Origin of the sequence: Enterobacter sp. CRENT-193 (assembly GCF_002787395.1) — a bacterium.
GTDB lineage: Bacteria > Pseudomonadota > Gammaproteobacteria > Enterobacterales > Enterobacteriaceae > Enterobacter > Enterobacter hormaechei_C.
In genome coordinates, this window is sequence record NZ_CP024812.1 from 266574 (window position 1) to 289332 (window position 22759).

Annotated in this window: 24 protein-coding genes and 1 pseudogene; 9 read left to right on the forward strand and 16 right to left on the reverse strand. The window is 55.5% G+C overall.

The window, feature by feature from the left end; all coding sequences use genetic code 11:
• Nucleotides 1-65: 65 nt before the first annotated feature.
• On the reverse strand, nt 66-1715 hold the full coding sequence (locus tag CU081_RS01310; RefSeq protein WP_003856047.1) for a methyl-accepting chemotaxis protein: 1650 nt from the start codon (nt 1713-1715) through the stop codon (nt 66-68).
• Nucleotides 1716-1960: 245 nt separating this feature from the next.
• Here CU081_RS01310 and ytfE point away from each other — a divergent pair, with 245 nt between their 5' ends.
• A complete protein-coding gene (gene ytfE, locus CU081_RS01315) occupies nt 1961-2623 on the forward strand; it encodes an iron-sulfur cluster repair protein YtfE (RefSeq protein ID WP_003856046.1) in 663 nt (220 codons plus the stop codon).
• 86 nt (nt 2624-2709) lie between these two features.
• Here the strand turns inward: ytfE and cycA are convergent, their stop codons facing one another.
• Both cycA and fklB read right to left on the reverse strand, forming a co-directional pair.
• The gene (gene cycA, locus CU081_RS01320; RefSeq protein WP_003856045.1) at nt 2710-4119 is read right to left on the reverse strand and encodes a D-serine/D-alanine/glycine transporter; all 1410 of its coding nucleotides are present in this window, start codon (nt 4117-4119) and stop codon (nt 2710-2712) included.
• A gap of 314 nt (nt 4120-4433) precedes the next feature.
• A complete protein-coding gene (gene fklB, locus CU081_RS01330; protein ID WP_008502892.1) occupies nt 4434-5054 on the reverse strand; it encodes an FKBP-type peptidyl-prolyl cis-trans isomerase in 621 nt (206 codons plus the stop codon).
• Nucleotides 5055-5285: 231 nt separating this feature from the next.
• Between fklB and CU081_RS01335 the strand changes: the two genes are divergently transcribed.
• Nucleotides 5286-5924 (forward strand): OapA family protein, encoded by a 639-nt coding sequence (locus CU081_RS01335; RefSeq protein ID WP_022650264.1) that lies wholly within the window; start codon nt 5286-5288, stop codon nt 5922-5924.
• Nucleotides 5925-5970: 46 nt separating this feature from the next.
• Here CU081_RS01335 and CU081_RS01340 read toward each other — a convergent pair whose 3' ends face one another.
• The 5 genes from CU081_RS01340 to rpsF all read right to left on the reverse strand — a co-directional run bounded on the left by CU081_RS01340 (nt 5971) and on the right by rpsF (nt 8492).
• A complete protein-coding gene (locus tag CU081_RS01340) occupies nt 5971-6900 on the reverse strand; it encodes a DMT family transporter (protein WP_022650263.1) in 930 nt (309 codons plus the stop codon).
• Between the two features lie 152 nt (nt 6901-7052).
• The gene (rplI, locus tag CU081_RS01345) at nt 7053-7502 is read right to left on the reverse strand and encodes a 50S ribosomal protein L9 (RefSeq protein WP_003856039.1); all 450 of its coding nucleotides are present in this window, start codon (nt 7500-7502) and stop codon (nt 7053-7055) included.
• Between the two features lie 41 nt (nt 7503-7543).
• On the reverse strand, nt 7544-7771 hold the full coding sequence (gene rpsR / locus CU081_RS01350) for a 30S ribosomal protein S18 (RefSeq protein WP_000135199.1): 228 nt from the start codon (nt 7769-7771) through the stop codon (nt 7544-7546).
• A 4-nt stretch (nt 7772-7775) separates the two neighbouring features.
• Nucleotides 7776-8090: a primosomal replication protein N gene (priB, locus tag CU081_RS01355; RefSeq protein ID WP_003856035.1), complete on the reverse strand. Its 315-nt coding sequence runs from the start codon at nt 8088-8090 to the stop codon at nt 7776-7778.
• A gap of 6 nt (nt 8091-8096) precedes the next feature.
• The gene (gene rpsF / locus CU081_RS01360) at nt 8097-8492 is read right to left on the reverse strand and encodes a 30S ribosomal protein S6 (RefSeq protein ID WP_003856034.1); all 396 of its coding nucleotides are present in this window, start codon (nt 8490-8492) and stop codon (nt 8097-8099) included.
• 340 nt (nt 8493-8832) lie between these two features.
• Here rpsF and yjfY point away from each other — a divergent pair, with 340 nt between their 5' ends.
• A complete protein-coding gene (gene yjfY / locus CU081_RS01370) occupies nt 8833-9108 on the forward strand; it encodes a DUF1471 family protein YjfY (RefSeq protein ID WP_017383944.1) in 276 nt (91 codons plus the stop codon).
• Between the two features lie 134 nt (nt 9109-9242).
• Here yjfY and CU081_RS01375 read toward each other — a convergent pair whose 3' ends face one another.
• From CU081_RS01375 to ulaA, 6 genes are read right to left on the reverse strand one after another with little or no spacing between them, the layout of a single operon-like run.
• Nucleotides 9243-9929, reverse strand: coding sequence for an L-ribulose-5-phosphate 4-epimerase (locus CU081_RS01375; RefSeq protein ID WP_003856029.1), 687 nt, complete (start codon nt 9927-9929; stop codon nt 9243-9245).
• A complete protein-coding gene (locus CU081_RS01380) occupies nt 9922-10782 on the reverse strand; it encodes an L-ribulose-5-phosphate 3-epimerase (protein ID WP_022650261.1) in 861 nt (286 codons plus the stop codon). Before CU081_RS01380 ends, CU081_RS01375 begins: the two co-directional genes overlap by 8 nt.
• A gap of 9 nt (nt 10783-10791) precedes the next feature.
• The gene (gene ulaD / locus CU081_RS01385; protein WP_003856025.1) at nt 10792-11442 is read right to left on the reverse strand and encodes a 3-keto-L-gulonate-6-phosphate decarboxylase UlaD; all 651 of its coding nucleotides are present in this window, start codon (nt 11440-11442) and stop codon (nt 10792-10794) included.
• 12 nt (nt 11443-11454) lie between these two features.
• The gene (gene ulaC, locus CU081_RS01390) at nt 11455-11922 is read right to left on the reverse strand and encodes a PTS ascorbate transporter subunit IIA (protein WP_003856024.1); all 468 of its coding nucleotides are present in this window, start codon (nt 11920-11922) and stop codon (nt 11455-11457) included.
• 9 nt (nt 11923-11931) lie between these two features.
• Nucleotides 11932-12237, reverse strand: coding sequence for a PTS ascorbate transporter subunit IIB (gene ulaB / locus CU081_RS01395; RefSeq protein WP_003856022.1), 306 nt, complete (start codon nt 12235-12237; stop codon nt 11932-11934).
• A 12-nt stretch (nt 12238-12249) separates the two neighbouring features.
• Nucleotides 12250-13650 (reverse strand): PTS ascorbate transporter subunit IIC, encoded by a 1401-nt coding sequence (gene ulaA / locus CU081_RS01400; RefSeq protein WP_003856019.1) that lies wholly within the window; start codon nt 13648-13650, stop codon nt 12250-12252.
• A gap of 359 nt (nt 13651-14009) precedes the next feature.
• Between ulaA and ulaG the strand changes: the two genes are divergently transcribed.
• Nucleotides 14010-15074, forward strand: coding sequence for an L-ascorbate 6-phosphate lactonase (gene ulaG / locus CU081_RS01405; RefSeq protein WP_006810379.1), 1065 nt, complete (start codon nt 14010-14012; stop codon nt 15072-15074).
• A 110-nt stretch (nt 15075-15184) separates the two neighbouring features.
• Nucleotides 15185-15940: an HTH-type transcriptional regulator UlaR gene (ulaR, locus tag CU081_RS01410; protein ID WP_003856014.1), complete on the forward strand. Its 756-nt coding sequence runs from the start codon at nt 15185-15187 to the stop codon at nt 15938-15940.
• Here the strand turns inward: ulaR and yjfP are convergent.
• Entirely contained in the window at nt 15937-16659 is a 723-nt protein-coding gene (gene yjfP, locus CU081_RS01415) for an esterase (RefSeq protein WP_022650260.1), read from the reverse strand. The two genes, ulaR and yjfP, sit on opposite strands and share 4 nt — an antisense overlap.
• A gap of 137 nt (nt 16660-16796) precedes the next feature.
• On the opposite strand from yjfP, the gene bsmA reads away from it, so the two are divergent.
• The 3 genes and pseudogenes from bsmA (at nt 16797) to CU081_RS01430 (ending at nt 19651) form a co-directional block, all read left to right on the forward strand.
• A complete protein-coding gene (bsmA, locus tag CU081_RS01420; RefSeq protein WP_003856011.1) occupies nt 16797-17126 on the forward strand; it encodes a biofilm peroxide resistance protein BsmA in 330 nt (109 codons plus the stop codon).
• Between the two features lie 148 nt (nt 17127-17274).
• Nucleotides 17275-17550 (forward strand): DUF1471 family protease activator YjfN, encoded by a 276-nt coding sequence (yjfN, locus tag CU081_RS01425; protein WP_003856009.1) that lies wholly within the window; start codon nt 17275-17277, stop codon nt 17548-17550.
• Between the two features lie 170 nt (nt 17551-17720).
• Nucleotides 17721-19651 (forward strand): annotated as a pseudogene (locus CU081_RS01430) (methyl-accepting chemotaxis protein).
• Here the strand turns inward: CU081_RS01430 and CU081_RS01435 are convergent.
• Nucleotides 19648-21270: an isovaleryl-CoA dehydrogenase gene (locus tag CU081_RS01435; RefSeq protein ID WP_022650258.1), complete on the reverse strand. Its 1623-nt coding sequence runs from the start codon at nt 21268-21270 to the stop codon at nt 19648-19650. The pseudogene CU081_RS01430 and the gene CU081_RS01435 overlap by 4 nt on opposite strands.
• A 195-nt stretch (nt 21271-21465) precedes the next feature.
• Here CU081_RS01435 and CU081_RS01440 point away from each other — a divergent pair, with 195 nt between their 5' ends.
• Nucleotides 21466-22740, forward strand: coding sequence for an MFS transporter (locus tag CU081_RS01440; protein ID WP_022650257.1), 1275 nt, complete (start codon nt 21466-21468; stop codon nt 22738-22740).
• Nucleotides 22741-22759 lie beyond the last annotated feature (19 nt).

Genomic DNA, 22759 nt, shown 5'->3' on the forward strand with positions numbered 1-22759 from the left:
GCGCTTCGCTTGCAGGGCCTACAAAACCGTAGGCCGGGTAAGCGTCAGCGCCACCCGGCACAGTATCAGAACGTTTCCCAGTTCGCTTCAGACGCCGCCGCGACGGGCTGCGCTTTAGGTGCATAGGTCTTTACCGGCGCGGCTTTCACCGCCTGATTGCGGGTGATCTTAAACACTGCCACCGCGTCGTTCAGGCGTGCAGCCTGATCTTCCAGCGCCGCCGCCGCCGCCGCAGACTCTTCCACCAGCGAGGCATTCTGCTGGGTGACGCGATCCATCTCCGCCACCGCCTGACCCACCTGGTCGATACCGCGGCTCTGTTCGTCGGAGGCCGACGCAATCTCACCCATGATGTCCGTCACGCGCGTAACCGCATTGACGATCTCCGCCATCGTCGCGCCCGCCTCATTCACCAGCTGAGAGCCCGCGTTAACACGCTCGCCGGAATCATCGATCAGCGCTTTGATCTCTTTCGCCGCCTGCGCACTGCGCTGGGCAAGGGTACGCACCTCGCCCGCGACAACCGCGAAGCCACGTCCCTGCTCGCCCGCGCGCGCCGCTTCTACCGCCGCGTTCAGCGCCAGAATATTGGTCTGGAAAGCAATGCCGTCGATCACGTTAGTAATTTGCGCGATTTTGCTGGAACTGGTGGCGATTTCGTCCATCGTCCGCACCACGCCTTCCACCACGTTACCACCCTTCTTCGCGGTGGAGGAGGCGTCCAGCGCCAGGCGTGACGCCTGACGCGCGTTATCGGCGTTTTGCTTCACGGTAGCGGTTAACTGTTCCATGCTGGCTGCCGTCTCTTCCAGAGAAGCGGCCTGCTGCTCGGTACGGGAGGAGAGATCGTTGCTGCCCGCCGAGATTTCACCCGCGCCGGTGTAGATGGTATCTGCGCCTTCACGCACCACGCCCACCGTGTTGGCCAGCGCAGTCTGCATCTCCTGAACGTTGCGCGCCAGGATCGCCATTTCATTTTTACCCTCAGCCTGAATCGGCTGGGTTAAATCCCCTGCGGCAATGGCGCGGATATGGTTGATCACCTCTTCCAGCGGCAGCAGCAGCACGCGGCGCATCGCAATCCAGCTGGAAATAATCACCGCGATCACCAGCAGCATCACCGCAGAAAGGATCCACAGAATGCGTTTGTAGTCGCTTTCATTGTCCTGGATACCTTTGGCGGTCAGCGCGGCCTGCGCCTCACGCCACTCGCGATAAACCTTTTGCATCGCGGTCTGCTTCTGTTCGGCATTTTGTTTGAACATATCTTCCAGATTGCCCTGCCCCAGCAGAACGTTCATTTGCGTCAGCGTGGCGGAGTAGACGCGGTACTGCTCTTCCAGGCGATCGGCCAGGTGCTCGTCCATACCCGGCGTTTCCGGCAGCGCATAGTATTTATCGTAATGGGTCTGGGCATCGGCCAGCAGGTTTTTCGCGGTATTGACCAGCTCGTTCAGCTGCCCGCCGTTAATCTGCGACGCCATGCTGCTTTGCAGGCGCAGCATGCCGCGGTTGAGGGTGACGCGCGCCTGGTTCAGGCTGATCCAGGCGTCGGTAAACTCAGCGACGTTCTGGCTGGAAAGCTGAGAAACGGTGAAGTTCTCTTTATCGTTATTGAGTGCATTAATGAAAATGCCAGCGGAGATCAGCTGCATGATGCCGAGCACAAGCAGCACCGAAATCAAAAGAGTAATGACTTTTATACGTTTAAACATGCGTTGCCTTTTTTATATACAGATATTGTCTGACCTGTATCTATCGGCACGCGCGGCGGGTTGTTTACTGTTTCTCCACCTTTAAAAACTTTCGAAAGCCCTTTTCTGCATTCAATCAGCAAGTTAAAAGCATGCTTTTTTTGTGATCCCTTTCTCGTTTTCACCCTTGCCTCTAAAGGGTTATAGTATCCACTTAAAGATGCATTTAAAATGCATCTTATATTTCTGATGATGAGGTAACTGCTATGGCCTTCCGCGACCAACCCTTAGGCGAGCTGGCGCTCTCCATCCCTCGCGCTTCTGCGCTGTTCCGTAAATATGATATGGATTACTGCTGCGGTGGTAAGCAAACGCTGGCGCGCGCAGCGTCGCGTAAAGAGCTGGATGTAGAGGCTATCGAAGCGGAGCTGGCTCAGCTGGCTGAACAGCCCGTCGACAAAGACTGGCGCACTGCGCCGCTGGCTGAAATCATCGACCATATCATTGTGCGTTACCACGATCGTCACCGCGAGCAGCTGCCGGAGCTGATTTTACAGGCGACCAAAGTTGAACGCGTTCATGCCGATAAACCTTCCGTACCGCGCGGCCTGGCGAAATACCTGACCATGCTGCACGAAGAACTTTCCAGCCACATGATGAAAGAGGAGCAGATCCTCTTCCCGATGATCAAACAGGGCATGGGCAGCCAGGCCATGGGGCCCATCAGCGTGATGGAAAGCGAACATGATGACGCCGGCGAACTGCTGGAAGTGATTAAACACACCACCGACAACGTCACACCGCCGCCAGAGGCGTGCACCACCTGGAAAGCCATGTACAACGGCATTAACGAGATGATCGACGATCTGATGGAACACATCAGTCTTGAGAATAACGTTCTGTTCCCGCGTGCATTAGCGGGGGAATAAAAAAGCCCGGCGGCGCTAGCGCTTACCGGGCCTACAACGTCCGCGAACGTAGGCCGGGTAAGCGTCAGCGCCACCCGGCAACATGCTTAACGCATGCTCGCCATACGTTTCTTACCGATAAACAGCCAGCCCAGCCCCAGCGCAATAAACCACAGCGGCGTGACGATCAGCGCCTGGCGGGTATCTTCTTCCAGCGTCAGCAGCACCAGCACGAAGACGAAGAACGCCATGCACACCCAGCACATCAGCTTGCCCAGCGGCATCTTGTAGATCGACTTCTCATGCAGGTGTGGACGCTGTTTGCGGTACACCAGGTATGAGCAGAGGATAATGGTCCAGACGAACATGAACAGGATCGCCGACACCGTAGTGATCATGGTGAACGCGCCGATTACGCTCGGGTTGACGTAGAGCATCACCACACCGCCCAGCAGACAGATGCAGGAGAAGGTCAGCCCTTTCGCCGGTACCGCGCGTTTAGACAGTTTGGCAAACGCGCTCGGAGCAACGCCCTCCTGCGCCAGACCGAACAGCATACGGCTGGTGGAGAAGACGCCGCTGTTCGCGGAAGAGGCCGCAGAGGTCAGCACCACGAAGTTAATCAGGCTCGCGGCAGCAGGCAGTCCCACCAGCACGAACAGCTCGACGAACGGGCTCTTGGTTGGCACCACCGAACTCCATGGCGTCACGGACATAATGACGATCAGCGCGAACACGTAGAACATGATGATACGCAGCGGAATGGAGTTGATCGCGCGCGGCAGGGATTTCTCCGGATCTTTGGTTTCCGCCGCCGTGGTACCGACCAGCTCAATCCCGACAAACGCGAACACCGCAATCTGGAAGCCGGCAAAGAAGCCGCTGATCCCTTTCGGGAACCAGCCGCCGTCATTCCACAGATGGGCAAACGACGCCTGTACGCCGGTTGGCGACTGGAAGTGCGTCAGCACCATCACCAGCCCGACGACAATCAGCGCGATGATGGCGACGATTTTGATCATCGCGAACCAGAACTCCATCTCACCGAACATTTTAACGGTGGCGAGGTTCAGGCTCAGCAGCAGGACAATCACCGCCAGCGAAGCCACCCAGTCCGATAGCCCTGGGAACCAGAATTGCGCGTACGCCGTGATGGCCACAACGTCAGCCATGCCGGTGACCACCCAGCAGAACCAGTAGGTCCAGCCGGTAAAATAGCCCGCCCACGGGCCGAGCAGGTCTGACGCGAAGTCGCTGAAGGATTTGTATTCAAGATTCGAGAGCAGCAATTCACCCATTGCACGCATCACGAAAAAGAGCATAAAACCGATGATCATATAAACGAAGATGATCGACGGGCCGGCAAGACTGATGGTTTTGCCCGAGCCCATAAACAGCCCTGTGCCGATGGCTCCGCCAATGGCAATAAGCTGAATGTGACGGTTCGTGAGATTTCGCCGTAGCGACTGTTCAGACGTCGCCTCTTCTGCGGCGGCGACTTTGACCTGATCTACCATGTGATATTTTCCTGTTTATGCCTGTCTGTGTTGTTAAGGCTCTTCTGGCCTTTATTTACGCCAAATAAATGACGGCCCCTGTGTAAGGACTAATCGATAGTAGGTAAGAATCGGCGGGATGAATACTATGATTTGAATATTATGTTAATAATATGTTGAAAGTGAGTGTCATATCACTCATACAGCGCGAAACAGCTCACAAAAATACACGTAACAGTTTCGTTTGCAATACAAAATGTTGATTCCGTCGTAACTCCGGGTTTTATCGCTATTTTCCTCTCCCCGATCGGAGAGAGGAAAATAAGAAAAACCGATTACAGGATTTCCAGCAGCTCGACTTCAAACACCAGGGTGCTGAATGGCGGAATGGACGCGCCAGCGCCACGCTCGCCGTAAGCCAGGTTGTGCGGGATAGTCAGTTCCCATTTGGAACCTACTGGCATCAGGGTCAGGGCTTCGATCCAGCCTGCGATAACGCCGTTGACCGGGAACTCAGCCGGTTCGCCACGCGCGACGGAGCTGTCGAACACGGTACCGTCGATCAGCTTACCGGTGTAATGTACGCGAACGTGGTCGGTACGCGCCGGGATTGCGCCATCACCCTGATTGATTACGCGGAACTGCAAGCCGGACTCGGTGCTGTTCACGCCTTCACGCTCACGGTTCTCTTCCAGATATTTCACGCCTTCTGCCGCCATCTCTTCGAAACGCGCGCGACGTACGGCGTCAGCACGTTCGTGGATTTCACGCAGCGCACGGTGCACAACGTCAACCGGCACAGCGGGCTGCTTGCCTTCCAGCGCGTCAGCGATACCCGCCACCAGCGCTTCCGGTAACAGACCTTCCAGGCCGGATTCGCTCAGCTGCTGTCCTACCTGCAAGCCGATGCCGTAGCTTGCCTGCGCTTCGATAGTGTCAAAAGTCGGGGTGGTCATGGGTTTTCCTTCCATCACATTTAAAGTAGCGGGCAGCATATCAGCCATGCCCTTATGGGTAAAACTTTGTCTTAAGTAAAGGTGACAAACTGCGACGAAACGGAAACAATAGTAGCCGTCAGGATTTTCCCTAATATATGTCACGAAAGCTGGCTTTGTTACGCCCATCAGGCAGTTAGCAAACTACACTTCTCAGGACAGGATAAAAAGACGCGGAGCAGGAGGAGAGCCATGCCCGGGCGATTTGAACTGAAACCTACCCTGGCGAAAATCTGGCATGCGCCGGATAACTTTCGCATCATGGACCCGCTGCCGCCTTTGCATCGCAGAGGCATTATCATCGGCGCGTTGCTGATCGTCATCGGCTTCCTGCTTCCTTCCGGCAGTGACAACGTTGATACCGCGCCGGTCAGCCGGAATGCTGAGCTGGATATCCAGTCGCAAAGCCAGCCGCAGCCTGGTTCACAGCCGATGCAGACGCAGCTGGTCACACCGTCTAACGATCCGGGCCAGGTTGCGCCGGTTGAACCTGAACCTGTTCAGGAAGATCAGGAGCTGGCCGCCGCCCCTTCAGAGCCACAGGCGCAACAGCCCACCGGCATTGAGCAGCAGTGGCGTTCGTATCGCGTAGAGCCTGGGAAAACTCTTGCCCAGCTGTTCCGCGACCACAATTTGCCCGCAACGGATGTGTATGCCATGGCGCAAGTCGAGGGGGCAGGCAAGCCGCTCAGCAACCTGCAAAATGGTCAGATGGTGCAGATCCGTCAGAACGCCAGCGGGGTGGTGACCGGGTTAACGATCGATACCGGCAACGGGCAGCAGGTACTGTTTACCCGCCAGCCGGACGGCAGTTTCATCAGAGCACGTTAATGGCCCAGGCCGGGTAAGGCGATGCCGCCACCCGGCACTTTTGTTCTCAGGCACGCCGTTTATTCACCCACCAGATCCCCGAGCAGACCAGCACCAGCGCAATCGCGTATTTAATGTCCATAATGTTTTCGCCGAGGAAGATGGCGGAGAGCACCGTCCCTGCTACAGGTATGACAAAGTTGAACGGGGCAATCATACTCACGCGGTTTACTTTCAGCAGCGCGCTCCACAGGGCGAACGCCACGGATGAGAGCAGCGTCAGATACCCCAGCACGGCGACGGCTTTCATGCTGTGCACCTCCAGCGTCCCGCCCGTGGCATAGCCTCCCGCAACCAGTGCCGCCCCGCCTATCCCCAGCTGCCATCCCGTCATTACCGTCGGGTCAACGGTCCGGGAAATGCGTTTCCCGTAAAGCGTGGCCGCAGAGAGAATAAAGGCGGCCAGCACCACAAATCCGTCACCTTTCCACACAAACTGGAACTCACTTAACCCGCTGTGGAAGTTCACCAGCATCACCCCGGCAAAGCCCAGAACACACCCCAGCGTTTTGTTATAGCTGAGTTTGTCGTTGTGGTAGATAAAGTGCGCCAGCAGCACGCTGAAGAAGGTCCCGGTGGCATTCATGATGGAGCCGTTCACCCCGGTCGTGTAGGCCAGGCCGATATAAAAGAAGGTGTACTGGAGGGAGGTCTGGGTCAGTCCGAGGATCGTGAGCTGGCCAAACTGCGTGGGCGTGAGCCTGCCAATCGGTTTTCGCTGGGCCAGGGCAAAAAGCAGCAGCAACGCGCCGGCAAACAGAAAACGGTATCCGGCAAAGACGACTTTGGAGGGGATATCATCGGTCGCGATCTGAAAGAGTTCGTAGCCACTTTTAATGGCCGGGTACGAGCTTCCCCAAAGCAGACAGCAGAGCGTGGCGCAGGCATAGGCCACATTTCGACGGGCAAAGACGGGCGTGGGCAGAGCAGTATCCATGACAAATCTCATAAATAAAATTGCGTTTCAATTTATTATCAGAGAATGCGTCAGGAATAGCGACCTTACAAGAGCAAAAGATGACGCAGGGTCACGCTAAAAAGCAAAACGCCGGCACAAGGCCGGCGCTTCGACGCGAGCAGAGTAAAAAATTACTCAGCTACTACGTTAACAACCAGTTTAGCGAACACTTCGCTGTGAACCTGGAAGTCAACTTCGTGCTCACCAGTGGTACGCAGAACGCCGTTCGGCAGACGAACTTCGCTCTTAGCCACTTTAACGCCTGCCGCAGTAACTGCATCAGCGATATCGCGGGTACCGATGGAACCGAACAGTTTACCTTCGTCGCCAGCTTTGGACGCGATGGTAACGGTGCCCAGTGCGTTGATTGCTTCAGCGCGAGCGTTAGCAGCCGCCAGAACGTCAGCCAGTTTGGCTTCCAGTTCAGCACGACGTGCTTCGAAAAACTCTACGTTTTTCTTAGTAGCTGGAACAGCTTTACCCTGTGGAACCAGGAAGTTACGAGCGTAACCCGCTTTAACGTTTACCTGATCACCCAGGCTGCCCAGGTTTGCTACTTTATCAAGCAGAATAACTTGCATTACCTTATCCTCTTAAAGTCGTATTAATGGACCGTGCCCGATTACTGATGACGATCAGTGTACGGCAGCAGAGACAGGTAGCGAGCGCGTTTGATAGCGCGAGCCAGCTGACGCTGATATTTTGCACGAGTACCGGTGATACGGCTTGGGACAATCTTACCGCTTTCGGTGATGTAGTTTTTCAGCGTTGCGATATCTTTATAGTCGATCTCTTGAACGCCTTCCGCGGTGAAACGGCAGAACTTGCGACGACGGAAATAACGTGCCATATGGCTAGTCTCCAGAATCTATCAAATCAATCTGCTCGGCATGCAGAACCATTTTGCTCAGGCCGTTCTTTGCCTTGTGGCAAGAAATGAACCCCTGAACGATTACTGCGCTACCGACCGTTAAACTGTGAGTAATGGCCTGGTTTTCGTGTCCGCTAATAATTACGGGCATTTGGCACCACGCCTGCCGGTGAAACCCGGCTTCCTCTTGCACAGAACGATGCTCAAGCACGAACTGGCAATGCGGAATTCCTGATGGGCTGACCTTTCGAAGGGGGGTCCTGCACACGGTGCCGGACAACACCAGACGGTTGGTCATCAGAAATTACTCTTCAGAATCCCCAGCATCAGAATCATCTGCGGTTTCGTTTGCGAAATCATCGCGACGCTCACGGCGCTCGTCTTTCGCTTTAACCATCGGAGATGCTTCGGTCACTGCGTGTTTGGTACGCATAACCATGCTGCGGATAACGGCATCGTTGAAGCGGAAGGTAGTTTCCAGCTCATCGATCACTTCCTGCGGAGCTTCAACGTTCATCAGAACGTAGTGTGCTTTGTGCAGTTTGTTGATCGGGTAAGCCAGCTGACGGCGGCCCCAGTCTTCCAGACGGTGGATCGTGCCTTCTGCACCAGTGATGGCAGCAGAGTAACGCTCGATCATGCCCGGAACCTGTTCGCTCTGGTCAGGGTGGACCATAAAAACGATTTCGTAATGACGCATCGAATTGCTCCTTACGGATTATTCAGCCTCCTGTCTGGGTCAGCCGAGGCCCGGGGAGGCAAGGAACGTGTTAAAGGTCGGCTGAAAAATTGACGCGTCATAATACTTGCGCCCCCCAGGAAACTCAAGCTGATTGCACAAATAATTCGCACAAAGGGTAAAGCTGTTCTAAGTGGGTGATTTAAAATCGCACTCATCAGAAGCGCTGTTTTTTTGAACAACATCATCAGAAATGGTCACCCATCCCAACCCGGGTAGCGATTACACTTTAATCAGAAACCCTGAACAGAGAAGGAGAGCATTCCGCCGTATCACAGCACGCAGTCGTGGAGCGCATATCATGAAAAGAATCGCAATCGCCATTTTGGCTGCGCTTTTGCTCAGTGCAAACGCGATGGCAGCCATCAGAATAGACAGCCAACAGGCCAGAAACATGGATGATGTGCAGAGCTTAGGCGTTATTTACATCAATCATAACTTCGCCACTGAAAGTGAAGCAGATCAGGCGCTTAATGAAGAAACCGATGCGCAGGGCGCAAAATACTATCACGTCATGCTGACACGTGAGCCCGGCAGCAACGGTAATATGCACGCCAGTGCAGATATTTACCAGTAACGCTTTATCGCTAGCACCAGGAAAGCAAAAGAAAATCAAAGCCATATATAATTTGCCCCCTGCCCGGGGGCTTTTTTATGAATGGCTCCGGAATACCACCGGTTACAACTGTTTCGGTATTCCAGAGCACTTATTCACTTCTGCCCGTAATAAGCATTCGGGCCGTGCTTACGCATGAAATGCTTGTTCATCAGATAATCATCAATGCCCTGAAGCTGTGGGTTAATGCCGCGCGCAATCCACGCCATTCTGGCCACCTCTTCCATCACCACCGCGTTATGCACGGCGTCATGCGCATCTTTACCCCAGGAGAATGGACCATGCTGGTACACCACAATACCCGGCGTATGCAGTGGTTCCGTCTCACCCAGCGTTTCGATAATGACCCTGCCGGTGTTAAGTTCGTACTCGCCTTCGACCTCAGTCTGCGTTAACGCCCGCGTGCAGGGAATATCACCGAAGAAGTAGTCCGCGTGCGTTGTACCCAAAGCAGGGATCGCCAGCCCGGCCTGTGCCCAGGCGGTGGCGTGCGTGGAATGGGTATGTACAATCCCCCCCAAGGACGGGTAACGCTGGTACAGCGCCAGATGGGTTGCCGTATCAGAAGAAGGACGCCATTTGCCTTCAACGACCAGTCCTTCCAGGTCAACCACCACCATATCGTCCGCTTTCATGGCGTCATAGGCCACGCCGCTCGGCTTAATCACCACCAGCCCCTGCTCGCGATCGATGGCGCTTACGTTGCCCCACGTAAACGTCACCAGTCCATAGCGCGGGAGATCCATATTGGCTTCAAAGACCTGCTGTTTCAGCTTAAGCATGTTCCGCCTCCATCAGTCCTGCCCGCGCCATGCGCTCGCACACCCAGTCCCGGGCTTTCGCCACTTCTGCCGCCGGATCGTCCGCGGTTTCGCTCCACATCTCAATCAGGTAAGGCCCGCAATAACCTGTCTGTTTGAGCGTCTGGAAGCACCGTTCGAAATCCACCACCCCGGTGCCGAACGGTACGTTTTTAAACACGCCGGGACGGGTATCTTTAACGTGCACCGCCACGATATGCCCGATGCCCGCCTGAAGCTCCATCTGTACGTCGTTATCCCATGCCGACAGGTTGCCGATATCCGGATAAAGCTGGAACCACGGGTTATTCAGATAGTGCGCGTAGCCCAGCGCCTTGCTGATGGAGTTCATCAACGGATAATCCATGATCTCCATCGCCAGCGTCACCTGCGCACGGCTTGCCATCTCAACGCTCTCTTTCAGGCCGTCACGGAAACGACGGCGCGTTTCATCATTGGCTTCCTGATAGTAAACATCGTAACCCGCCAGTTGAATCACGCGGATGCCGACATCCTGTGCGAAGCGAATAGCTTTACGCATGATCTCCAGCCCTTCGGCGCGTACGGCATCATCTTCGCTGCCAAGCGGAAAACGACGATGAGCGCTCAGGCACATGGATGGCACGCGCACGCCGGTTTCGGCAATGGCGCTCACCAGCGCCAGACGCTGGTCGCGGCTCCAGTCCAGGCGAGCAAGACGCTCGTCCGTCTCATCCACCGACATTTCGACAAAATCGAAACCCAGCTGCTTCGCCAGCTGTAACCGCTCCAGCCAGCACTCCCCCGCAGGGAGTGCCTTTTCATAGATGCCAAGCGGGACCTGTTTTGACAACATACCCGCTCCTTAACCCCAAAGCTGAGCGATTGAGCGTTTAAACTGACGCGCAGCTTCCACCGGAGATTCCGCATCGCGAATGCTACGACCGGCAATAAAGACGTGAATTGGAATCCCCTTGAACAGCGGCAGATCTTCCAGCGCCAGGCCACCGGTTACGGTCACTTTGAAGCCCATATCGGCCAGACGTTTGATCGCGCTGATATCGGCTTCACCCCACGCCACGCCTGCGGCCTGCGCATCACGGCTGCGGTGATAAACCACCTGCTGGATACCTGCTTCGCGCCACTCCTGCGCCTGCTCCCAGGTCCAGAAACCGGTCAGTTCAATCTGCACGTCGCCATTGAACTCCTTCGCCACGTCCAGCGCGCCTTTCGCAGTGTTGATATCCGCACAGCAGATCACGGTGACCCAGTCGGCGTTGGCTTCAAAGCACATGCGAGAGAGAATTTTGCCCGCATCGGCGATTTTGGCATCCGCCAGCACGATTTTATGCGGATAGAGCGCCTTCAGGTCACGAACCGCACGAACGCCTTCGCCCACGCACAGAATGGTGCCGACTTCGATGATGTCCACTTCTTCCGCAATCAGACGGGTGGTTTCGTAAGCGTGAGACAGAGTCTGGTTATCCAGCGCGACCTGCAACATTGGTAATGACATTTTAAATTCCTCTTAAACGGCCGCCGCAGTGGCGTTATCAATTAAATCCAGCACGTCCTGCGCGGTACGGCAGGCGCGTAAACGGTCAAAATTAGCTTCATCATCAAACAGATTGACGATCTGCATGATGCCCACCTCCTGGTGGGTATTGGCATCGACAGCCGCCATAGTGATAAGGATGTCGACCGGGTCGTTATCTTCGTGGTTAAACACCAGCGGCGTTTTCAACGTCACCAGCGCGAAGCCGGTTTTCTTGACGCCCTCTTCCGGGCGGCCATGCGGCATCGCCAGGCCTGGCGCAATCACAAAGTAAGGGCCATGCTGCGCCACGCCATCCAGAATCGCCTGGTAGTAACGCGGCTCGACAACGTCAGCCTTAACCAGCAGATCCACGCTCAGCTTCACCGCTTCCTGCCAGGTGCTGGCTTCGGCCTGTAAAAGGATGGAGTTATTCTCTGCCAGCGAATCACGTAGTTTCATGTGGCATCCTTACTTCACGTCTTGTGGGAAGTGTTCTTTGATCACTTCCAGCAGCTTTGGTCCGAAATCCGCAGGCGACAGCATGTTGCGTACGCCTACCACGTATTTGTTGCCCGACACGCTAATCTCGCCGGCAATGTGCGTTGAGGCGATGATGATGTCCGCGCCGTTCAGTTCACTTTTGTATTCACCCACTGCGCAGCTGTTCACCGTGTGGTCAATGTTTGACTGGGTTAAAAACTGGTCCACTTTCATCTTCATGATCATGGAGCTACCTTGCCCATTGCCACACACAGCCAGGATACGTACGGTCATAATCGAAACTCCTTAATGAGCAGACACTTCTGCTGTTTGTTTTTCCGCATCTTCTTCAGCCCGCAGCGAACGGCCAGCGAAGAACATATAAGCCAGGGCAATCAGGATGATGACGGCCATAAAGACCAGCCCGACGGACGCAAAGCCCTGCATCATCGGCGGCGCCAGAATTGACCAGTCCGCCATGCCCATCCAGGCGCTCATGCCGGTGAGCTTGACCGCCCACACGCACCCGAAGATTTCAACCATGCCCATCACCAGGCAGATCTTGAGCGCTGCGCGCCATCCGCCGAAGTGGTTAGCAAACACGCCGATAGTGGCGTTGGAGAAGAACATCGGGATAAAGCCAGGAATAATCAGGATTGAGGAGCCACAGCCCACCAGAATGCCGACCGCAATCAGCTGGCCGATGGTGCCCCACATAAAGCCCCAGACAACGGCGTTTGGCGCAAAGCTATAGATAGCCGCACAGTCAATCGCCAGCACCGCGCCAGGGATCAGGCGCTGGGAGATGCCATTAAACGCTTCCGACAGTTCGGCGACGAACATACGCACGCCCTGGGTGATGATGAAAATAGCAACAGCGAAGGAGAAACCGGTTTGCAGGATATAGACCGTCCAGTGGGTTTTACCCGCCATCGCCTGCACCACGTCAATGCCAAAGGAGAGCAGGATGGCGCCGAAGAAGATGGTCATCACAATTGCCGTGGAGACGATGTTGTCGTGGAAGATATTCAGCCAGCCAGGCAATTTGAGATCTTCAACACTCTCCTCTTTTTTGCCCAGGTACGGCGCGACTTTGTAAGCAATCCAGGAGGCGAACTGCTGCTGGTGACCGATGGAGAAACCGCAGCCGTCCGTAACGTCCTGCGTTGGCTTATACATCATGTTGGAGGTGATGCCCCAGTAAAGTGAGACCAGCACTGCCGTGCAGATGACCGTGGTCCACATTGGGTAGCCGAAGATATAGAGAGAAACGGCAATCAGACCCGCCTGCTGGAACATGATGTGCCCGGTGAGCATGATGGTGCGAATACCGGTGATACGGCGCAGGAGCACGTAAATGATGTTCAGCGCCAGCGCGAGCAGTACCGCATACCCAACCCAGCTGTATGCATCTCCCATGCGATCGATGGTGGCCATCATGGACGCGTAAGTGTCAGAGATGGCGCCGTTAATGCCGTACACCTCTGACATTTTGGCAACAACCGGCTTAAACGTGCTGGTCAGAATGCCAGACCCCGCCTGCAACAGCATAAAACCAATGATGGTTTTGATGGTGCCTTTGATAATCACGCTGACGCTTTTGCGCAGCAGGATGTACCCCAGGCACGTCACGATACCCAGCAACAGCGGGGCGTTGGTCATTACCTGATTAAAGAAAACGGTAAAGACGTTGTAGAGGATCTCCATAACTCTCTCCAGAAAATGAGAACACGAGGGGCAATCCCTGTGTGGTTGGTGTCATCACTCTATTAATCACAAATAATCATAACAAGATTGCATTTGATTATTTGTGACGGATCACGCAATTTATTTTCATGGCGTTAGTAATGATTTTCACTACCAAACCAATCCAATAAATAAATTCTTAATTTTCAGTATATTAATCATTTATAGCGGTTATCTTATCAACGTCATGATGTTTTTTCTGTGATGTGGCGAGGGGAATTTTCCGTAAATAAGCCATTGCAAATCGGTTTAAACAGTGCCAGCATTAATCACAACAAGTCACAGTATGATTACTTTTGATTAAAACCAGGAGTCAAACGATGAGTAAAGTGAAAACCATCACCCGTGAATCATGGATTCTGAGTACCTTTCCGGAGTGGGGTAGCTGGCTGAACGAAGAGATCGAGCAGGAACAGGTTGCTCCTGGCACATTTGCGATGTGGTGGCTGGGCTGCACCGGGATCTGGCTGAAATCAGAAGGCGGCGCCAACATTTGTGTTGATTTCTGGTGCGGCACCGGCAAACAGAGCCACGGCAATCCACTGATGAAAAAAGGCCACCAGATGCAGCGTATGGCCGGCGTTGAAAAGCTCCAGCCGAACCTGCGCACCACGCCTTTTGTGCTTGATCCTTTTGCCATTCGCCAGATCGACGCCGTTCTCTCTACCCACGATCACAACGATCATATCGACGTGAACGTGGCGGCAGCGGTAATGCAAAACTGCGCGGACGACGTACCGTTTATCGGGCCGCAGACCTGCGTGGATTTGTGGATTGGCTGGGGCGTGCCAAAAGAGCGCTGCATCGTGATGAAGCCGGGCGACGTGGTGAAAATCAAAGACATTGAGATTCACGCGCTGGATGCCTTTGACCGCACCGCGCTGATCACCCTGCCAGCCGATCAGAAAGCCGCAGGCGTACTGCCAGACGGGATGGATGAGCGCGCGGTGAACTATCTGTTCAAAACGCCTGGCGGTTCCCTGTATCACAGCGGTGACTCCCACTACTCCAACTACTACGCGAAGCACGGTAACGAGCACCAGATTGACGTGGCGCTTGGCTCTTACGGTGAAAACCCGCGCGGGATCACCGACAAAATGACCAGCGCGGATATGCTGCGTATGGCCGAAGCGCTGAACACCAAAGTGGTGATCCCGTTCCACCATGATATCTGGTCAAACTTCCAGGCCGATCCGCAAGAGATCCGCGTCCTGTGGGAGATGAAAAAAGACCGCCTCAAGTATGGCTTCAAGCCGTTCATCTGGCAGGTTGGCGGCAAGTTCACCTGGCCGCTGGATAAAGACAATCTTGAGTATCACTACCCGCGTGGTTTCGATGATTGCTTTACGATTGAACCCGATCTGCCGTTCAAGTCCTTCCTCTGATACCGAGGCCCAATCGCCAGACCCTGCGTCTGGCGATGTCATTTTTATTTTAGTAATTTCACGCTATTTCAAATATCATCTTTTCAAATCAATTCTTATCGGAATAGCTCATGACGGAAGCGCAACGGCATCAAATTTTACTGGAACTCCTGGCGCAAACAGGGTTTATCACCGTCGAGAAAGTGATCGAACGTTTAGGGATCTCCCCCGCTACCGCGCGACGGGATATCAACAAGCTGGATGAGAGCGGCAAGCTGAAAAAAGTCCGCAATGGCGCAGAGGCCATCAGCCAGCAGCGTCCACGCTGGACGCCGATGAACATCCACCAGGCGCAGAATCACGATGAAAAGGTGCGGATTGCCAGAGCGGCGTCACAGCTGGTGAATCCCGGGGAGAGCGTGGTGATCAACTGCGGTTCGACGGCGTTTCTGCTGGGCCGTGAAATGTGCGGCAAGCCGGTGCAAATCATTACCAACTATCTGCCGCTGGCCAATTATCTCATTGACCAGGAACATGAAAGCGTGGTGATCATGGGCGGCCAGTATAACAAGAGCCAGTCCATCACCCTGAGCCCGCAGGACAGTGAAAACAGCCTCTACGCCGGGCACTGGATGTTTACCAGCGGCAAAGGCCTGACGGCGGATGGACTGTATAAAACCGATATGCTCACCGCAATGGCAGAGCAGAACATGCTTAACGTGGTGGGCAAGCTGGTGGTGCTGGTCGACAGCAGCAAGGTCGGTGAACGTGCCGGCATGCTTTTCAGCCGCGCCGAGCAAATCAGCATGGTGATCACCGGCAAAAACGCCAACCCCGAGATCCTCAGCAAGCTGGAGGATCAGGGTGTCACGGTGCTGCGCGTTTAAAGGTGCTGGCGGAAGAATTCCACGGTTGCTTCCAGCGCGGCCGGGGTAATACGGTGCCGGACACCTGCTCCCCACAGGCAGGTCAGATTGCTGTCCAGCCCTTCACGCTGTAGCGCCTGTTGCAGGCGGAACGTTTCACCGGGCGGTACGACGTCATCGGCGTCCCCATGCCACAGCAGCAGCGGACGATCGGCCAGCTGCGAAAGCGCATGGCTGACGTCCCATTCTGACAACAGGGCCTCAATCTCCTGAGGGGCCTGCGGCGGGAACAGCGTCTTTGCCAGTGACGTAAAGTAGCCCGATCCCATCAGGCAAGCCACGGACGTCACCTCCGGATGCCTGGCCATGATCCCCAGCGCCGTCATTCCGCCCATTGATGCGCCTGCGACCGCCAGCCGTTTCCCCTCCACCAGCCCGGCCTGCAAGAGCGCGTCACGCAGCCCGGCGAACTCGGTCAGATTGCCGTGCAGCGTTTGCCAGAACAGCCCCAGCCGCGCCTGCTCATCGCCCGTAAAGCGTGCCCCATGATTCGGCGCATCAGGCATGACCACCCGGAAACCGGCCTGCGCCAGCGCGACGGCAAAATAGCTGTAGACCAGCTTCGAGGAGAGAAAGCCATGATAGAAAACTACCGTCGGCAGCGGCTGTTCACCTTTACCAGCCGGAAAAGCATGGATGATTTCATGCTCACTCAGCTGGCGAGTTTCAATTTCAATCATTGTCGATCCTGTGCTGATGAATGATTCATAATGTTGAGAGCTGGATTACGGTTTCACGATATTTTCATTCGAAATCTACGTCCCAGATAACACTTCGGGAACATTCCCCCAAAACTAAATTCGCAGACAACTACACTATGGCTATCAGGAAAAGAGACAGGTTTATGCGCAGGCTTACCGCTTTATTGCTGGTCTCGCTGCTCAGCGGATGTTCCGTATTGCAGGGTACGCCAGAACCGGCGCCGCCGGTTACCGATCATCCTCAGGAAATTCGTCGTAATCAGACGGAAGGATTACAACGCCTGGGTACCGTATCCGCGATGGTTCGTGGTTCCCCGGATGATGCAGAAGACGCAATTGAAGCGCAGGCCGTTGCCGCAAAAGCAGATTATTACGTCATCACGATGATTGATGAAACCATTATTACGGGACAGTGGTACGCCCAGGGCATTTTGTACCGTAAGTAAGCATCATCATTTGAACGACTTTTACACTGCTTTGCGTCCGTAGACATTTTCCTGTCCACAATAAACTCCATGCCAGCAACAATGGAAATGAGTTTATTCGCGAAGGATTGCCCGGCGGATACCGGAGACACGTGAAAAGGAGCTGACGATGAAACGAACCCTTGCTTTAACGACGCTATTGCTTTCAGCGGGCCTGCTGAGCACCACGGCGCAGTCGGCCGAATTTGCCAGCGCGGATTGCGTCACGGGCCTGAACGAGATTGGTCAGATCTCCGTCAATAATATCACGGGGAGTCCGCAAGACGTTGAACGTGTCGTCGCTCTGAAGGCCGATGAACAGGGCGCATCCTGGTATCGCATCGTTCAGATGCAGGAAGATCACCATGTTAATCACTGGCGCGTGCAGGCCATTCTTTATGCCTAGTCCCTTCCGATAAAAGCCACTTAATTTTAGTGGCTTTTCACTTTTGCAAATTTTTTATCTCTCCCAAAACCTTACGGAAACAAACATGTAACATTAAGTTACATTAAAGAGGTAAACGTTATCTCTGCTCTGCCGTTGAACAGCCATCACTTTTCAATAATGAGCAATTTATGATCACCTTTTTCCGCCTGGCAGGTCTGGGCACGAAGCTATCGCTGCTAACAGGTGCCAGTGTCGCCACGCTTTTTTTGCTGTTCACTTTTCTGTTGAGCCACAACGCCAGCCAGCAGCTTGAAGATCTTGCGGTTGAAGACCTGCATAACCAGTCTACCGGCATGGTGGATATGGTAGAGATGTTCAACACCAGCCTGAGCGAAGAGGTCGAGAGCTATACCCGCCTGTTCACCACCTTTTTGCCACAGCCATTGAACAGCGACAGCAGCCAGAGCCGCACCATTAACGGCCTTACCGTTCCTCTGCTGAAGGGCGGTGAAACGGAGTTGCATGAAAACAATACGCTTTCTGATGACTTCCTGAGCCGAACGGGGGCCATCTCGACGCTGTTTGTCCGCAGCGGTAACGATTTTATCCGCGTGGCCACGTCGCTGCGCAAAGAGAATGGCGACCGCGCCATCGGAACCGTTCTTGATAGCACCAGCCCGGCATTTGCGGCTGTCACCAAAGGGGAGGTCTATCGCGGCCTCGCGCTGCTGTTCGGCAAGCGCTATATCACGCAGTACCAGCCTGTTAAAAATGCGGAAGGCCAGGTTATCGGGATTATCTTTGTTGGCGTCGACATCACCCATTCCTGGAACGTCATGCGCGAGAAAATCCTTAACCGTCGTCTGGGCAAGAGCGGTCACTTCTTTGTACTGGATCGCAGCAGCGGTAAAACGCGCGGACAGTATCTGTTCCATGCCAGCGAAGAGGGCAAACTGCCCAACTGGGACACGGCGACACAGCAGCAGCTTCTGAGTGATAAAGCCGGCACGCTGGAACGCGTGAGCGCGGATGGCCGTACGCTCAAAGTCGCCTACACGCCGCTGCCGGGCTGGAACTGGACCATCGTGGGTGAAGTGGATAAAGCCGTACTGCTTTCAAGCGTCACCACGCTGCGCGATCGCTTCCTGATGGCGGGCGTGGTGCTATCCGCGCTCTTCGCGGGCCTGTTCGTTATCCTCATTCGCCGGATGCTAACCCGCCCACTGCGCGCAGTGATCGCGCTTGCCCGGCAGTATGCCGCAGGCGATCTTCGCGCCAGCCTGCCGGTAACCCGCCAGGATGAAGTCGGCCAGCTGATTGATGCCATCAATGGGATCGGGGGCGGCCTGCAAAAAATTGTGTTGCAGGTCCGCGAGGCCGCAAGCGAAATCCATCTGGGGACTAAAGCGCTGGCTTCAGATACCGGCGAGATCTCTGAACAAATCAACAAACAGGCCAGCAGCGTTGAGGAGACCTCCGCCAGCATGGAGCAATTAGCCGCCACCGTGCAGCAAAATGCCGCCAACATGGAGCAAACTCAGCAGCTGGTGGGTGAAACCTCGCGCGCGGTGCATCAGGGTGGAGAGACGGTGACCCACGCAGTTTCCACCATGGATGATATTCGTGATGCATCGAAACGCATTGAAGACATCACCCGCGTGATTGAGTCCATCGCTTTCCAGACCAATATCCTGGCGCTCAATGCGGCGGTTGAAGCGGCGCGGGCGGGCGAGCACGGGAAAGGTTTCGCAGTGGTGGCGCAAGAGGTGCGCGCCCTGGCCGCACGCAGCGCCAACGCGGTAAAAGAGATTGAGAGCTGATTGGCGACACGCTGAACAAGGTGAGCGAAGGCCATGCGCTTTCTGAGCAGACGCGTCTGGCGATGGATGCCATCATTGTTCATATCGATAACATCAGCCAGCTTGTTACCGAGATCAACCACGCCTCCCGCGAGCAGTCTGCGGGGATTGGTCAGGTGAATCTGGCGATGACGCACATCGGTGAGGCATCGCACATCAATGCTGATCGTATCTCACGCAGCGAGCAGACGGCGCAGACGCTGCGCGAGAAGGGTTCACATCTCACCCGGCTGGTGAGCCTGTTCCAGCTTAAAGCTTAACCGACCCGGCCCGTGGCGCGCAGCAGCAGGTCGTTTTGCACCTGTTCGCTCATCAGCGTGCCGCCCCGGGTATCCAGCATCATGCGGCACCACGCCTGCGCCACGGGCGGCGTTGCGTGCCGCAGCATCTGGCTTCCGGCCCCGAGTAAAAAGAGCTGCCGCGCGATCTCCCTGCCCTGCGCTTCCTGCGGTTTACGCAGCTTCTGCTGTAGCTGCCGCCAGCTGCGATCGAAGTGCCTGTCCTGGCCTTTTACCTGCGCGAAATCATCGGCGAGCAGGTCGAGAATGCCCGACTGCTTCGCCAGTACGCGCAGTACATCCAGGCACATTATATTGCCAGAGCCTTCCCAGATGCTGTTGACGGGCATTTCACGGTACAACCGCGGAAGCTCACTCTCTTCGCAATAGCCTGCGCCGCCCAGCACCTCCATTGCCTCTGCCACAAACGGTATGCCTGCTTTGCAGACGCTGTATTTTGCCGCCGGAGTGAATAGCCGCGCCCATGCGGCTTCCTGCGGGTCGGTGCGGTTATCCCACGCCCGGGCGAGTCGGAACAGCAGTGCCGTGTGTCCCTCCAGCACCAGCGCCATACGGCTTAGCACGTCGCGCATTAACGGCTGGTCGATCAGATTTTTGCCGAAGGTCTGCCGCTGATGGGCATGATAAAGCGCCACCGAGAGCGCGCGGCGCATCAGTCCGTGGCTACCAAGCGCGCAGTCAAAGCGCGTCAGCCCACCCATCTTAAGAATTTGCCGGACACCTTCACCCTCTTCGCCCAGCAGCCAGCCGTAAGCATCAAGGAACTCAGCCTCACTGCTGGCATTTGAACGGTTACCGAGCTTGTCCTTCAGACGCTCAAGGCGCACGGCATTGCGTTGCCCGTCGGGTAAGAAACGCGGGACAAAAAAGCAGGACAACCCGCCCTTCGCCTGCGCGAGCACCAGATGCGCATCGCTCTGCGGCACGGAGAAAAACCATTTGTGCCCCACCAGCCGGTAACTGCCATCACTGCATTTCTCTGCTTTGGTGGTATTACTGAGTACGTCCGAACCGCCCTGCTTTTCCGTCATCCCCATGCCGATCAGCAGGCCGCGCTTTTGCGCCCCCGGTGCGAGATGGGGATCGTAGCGATCGCTCATCAGCGGCGTTAACCAGTCGTGAAACGGTTTGGGTAGCGACTGTAGCAACAGCGGCGTGGCCGCAAAGGTCATGGTCACCGGGCATAGCGTTCCCGCCTCCACCTGAGCATGAAGCACAAAACGCGCGGCCCGGGCGACGAACGATCCTTTCCGTGCCTCCTCCTCCCACGCCAGGTTGTGCACCCGGTTGGCGCAAAGCCCCTGCATCAGAAGATGCCATGCCGGATGAAAGCGGACGTCATCCAGCCTCGCTCCCGTGGCGTCATAACGCAGCAGCTCCGGCGGATTAACGTTCGCCAGCCTGCCCAGCTCCAGCGACTCCGCCGTACCCAACTGCTGTCCGATGCTGGCAAGAAGATCCACATCCCACTCAGCCCCTTCGCGCGCTACCGCATCGCGCAGGGCGCAATCAGAGAGAAAAAGGTTGCTGTTCGATAGCGGTGCAGGTTGATTAAAAACGGTATGAGTCTGCCAGTGCATGCTGTCTCCCTCCTTTCATTGGCAATAAAGGTAAGTATGGACAGAGGGCATGCACGCTGCATGGGAGGAGGGTCACACGATGACGATCGTGTTGATATCATTCGTGAAATAGCTCACAGAACATAAGAATAAACTATTTCATTACTTCACTAATGCTGAATAATTTATTCTTACCCCGTTTTTGTGAGGATCGTTATGCAACAGGATGCGCACAAGCGTGCATTAATTGCAGGCTCCATCGGTAATTTCATCGAGTGGTATGAATTTGCGGTCTACGGTTTTCTGGCAACGGTGATTGCCAGAAACTTCTTCCAGCTTGAGGGGGAAGCGGAGCTCACCAGCCTGATCCTTACCTGGGCCTCGTTCGCCATCGCTTTCTTCTTCCGTCCGCTGGGTGCGGTGGTCTTTGGCCGCATTGGCGACAGGATTGGCCGCAAACCGACGCTGATTATCGTGCTGGTATTGATGACGCTCGCCACCGCTGCCATCGGTATTGTGCCGGTCTACGCCAGTATCGGGATTGCCGCGCCGCTGATCGTTACGCTCCTGCGTATTCTGCAAGGACTGTTCGCGGGCGGTGAATATGGCGGTGCGGTCTCATTGATGACGGAGTTCGCCCCGCGCGGCAAGCGCGGTCTTTACGGGGCATGGCAGTCCTTCACCGTGGCGCTCGGGCTGTTAGCGGGAGCAGGCATTGTCGCGTTGCTCTCTGCCCTGCTCTCCCCTGAAGCCTTGCACGACTGGGGCTGGCGCATTCCGTTCTTCCTGGCGTTGCCGATGGGTGCGGTCGCGCTATGGCTGCGGGTGAGCATGGAAGAGACGCCGAGCTTTGTGCAGCAACGGGAAAAACCGGTTGTTACTCAGGCCACCACCGCCGCCACGTTCAAAACCATCCTGATGGGCATTGGCCGCGTGATGGTCTGGTCTGCGGCGGGCTATACCTATCTGGTGATTATGCCGACCTATCTGCAATCTGCGCTACACACCGGTTTTAACCAGGCGCTGCTGATTGCGGTGATTTCTAACATTGGATTTGCGCTCACGATCATTCCGTCGGGCATGCTGAGCGACAGGATCGGGCGGCGGACGGTGATGATTATCGCCACCGTGCTCCTGCTGATCCTCGCCCTGCCGCTGCTGAAAATTTTGCAGGCGGAAACCAGTACGCTGGCGGTCAAAGCGATTGTGGTGCTAATTGCGGGAGGTCTGGTTGGGATGCTGGCAGGGCCGGGGCCGGCAATGCTGTCTGAGATGTTCCCGACGCGCGTGCGTTATACCGGGCTGGGGCTGGCCTATTCTCTGTCGAATGCGATCTTCTCGGGCTGTGCGGGGCTGATCATTACCGGGCTGATTAAAGAGACGGGCAATCTGGATATTCCGGCGTACTACGTGATGGCAACGGCGGTGGTGAGTATTTTCGCGCTGATGACGCTGAGGAAGGATGACCATTTACGGTTGTTAGAGGAGTGAGATTGTTGCCCGGTGGCGC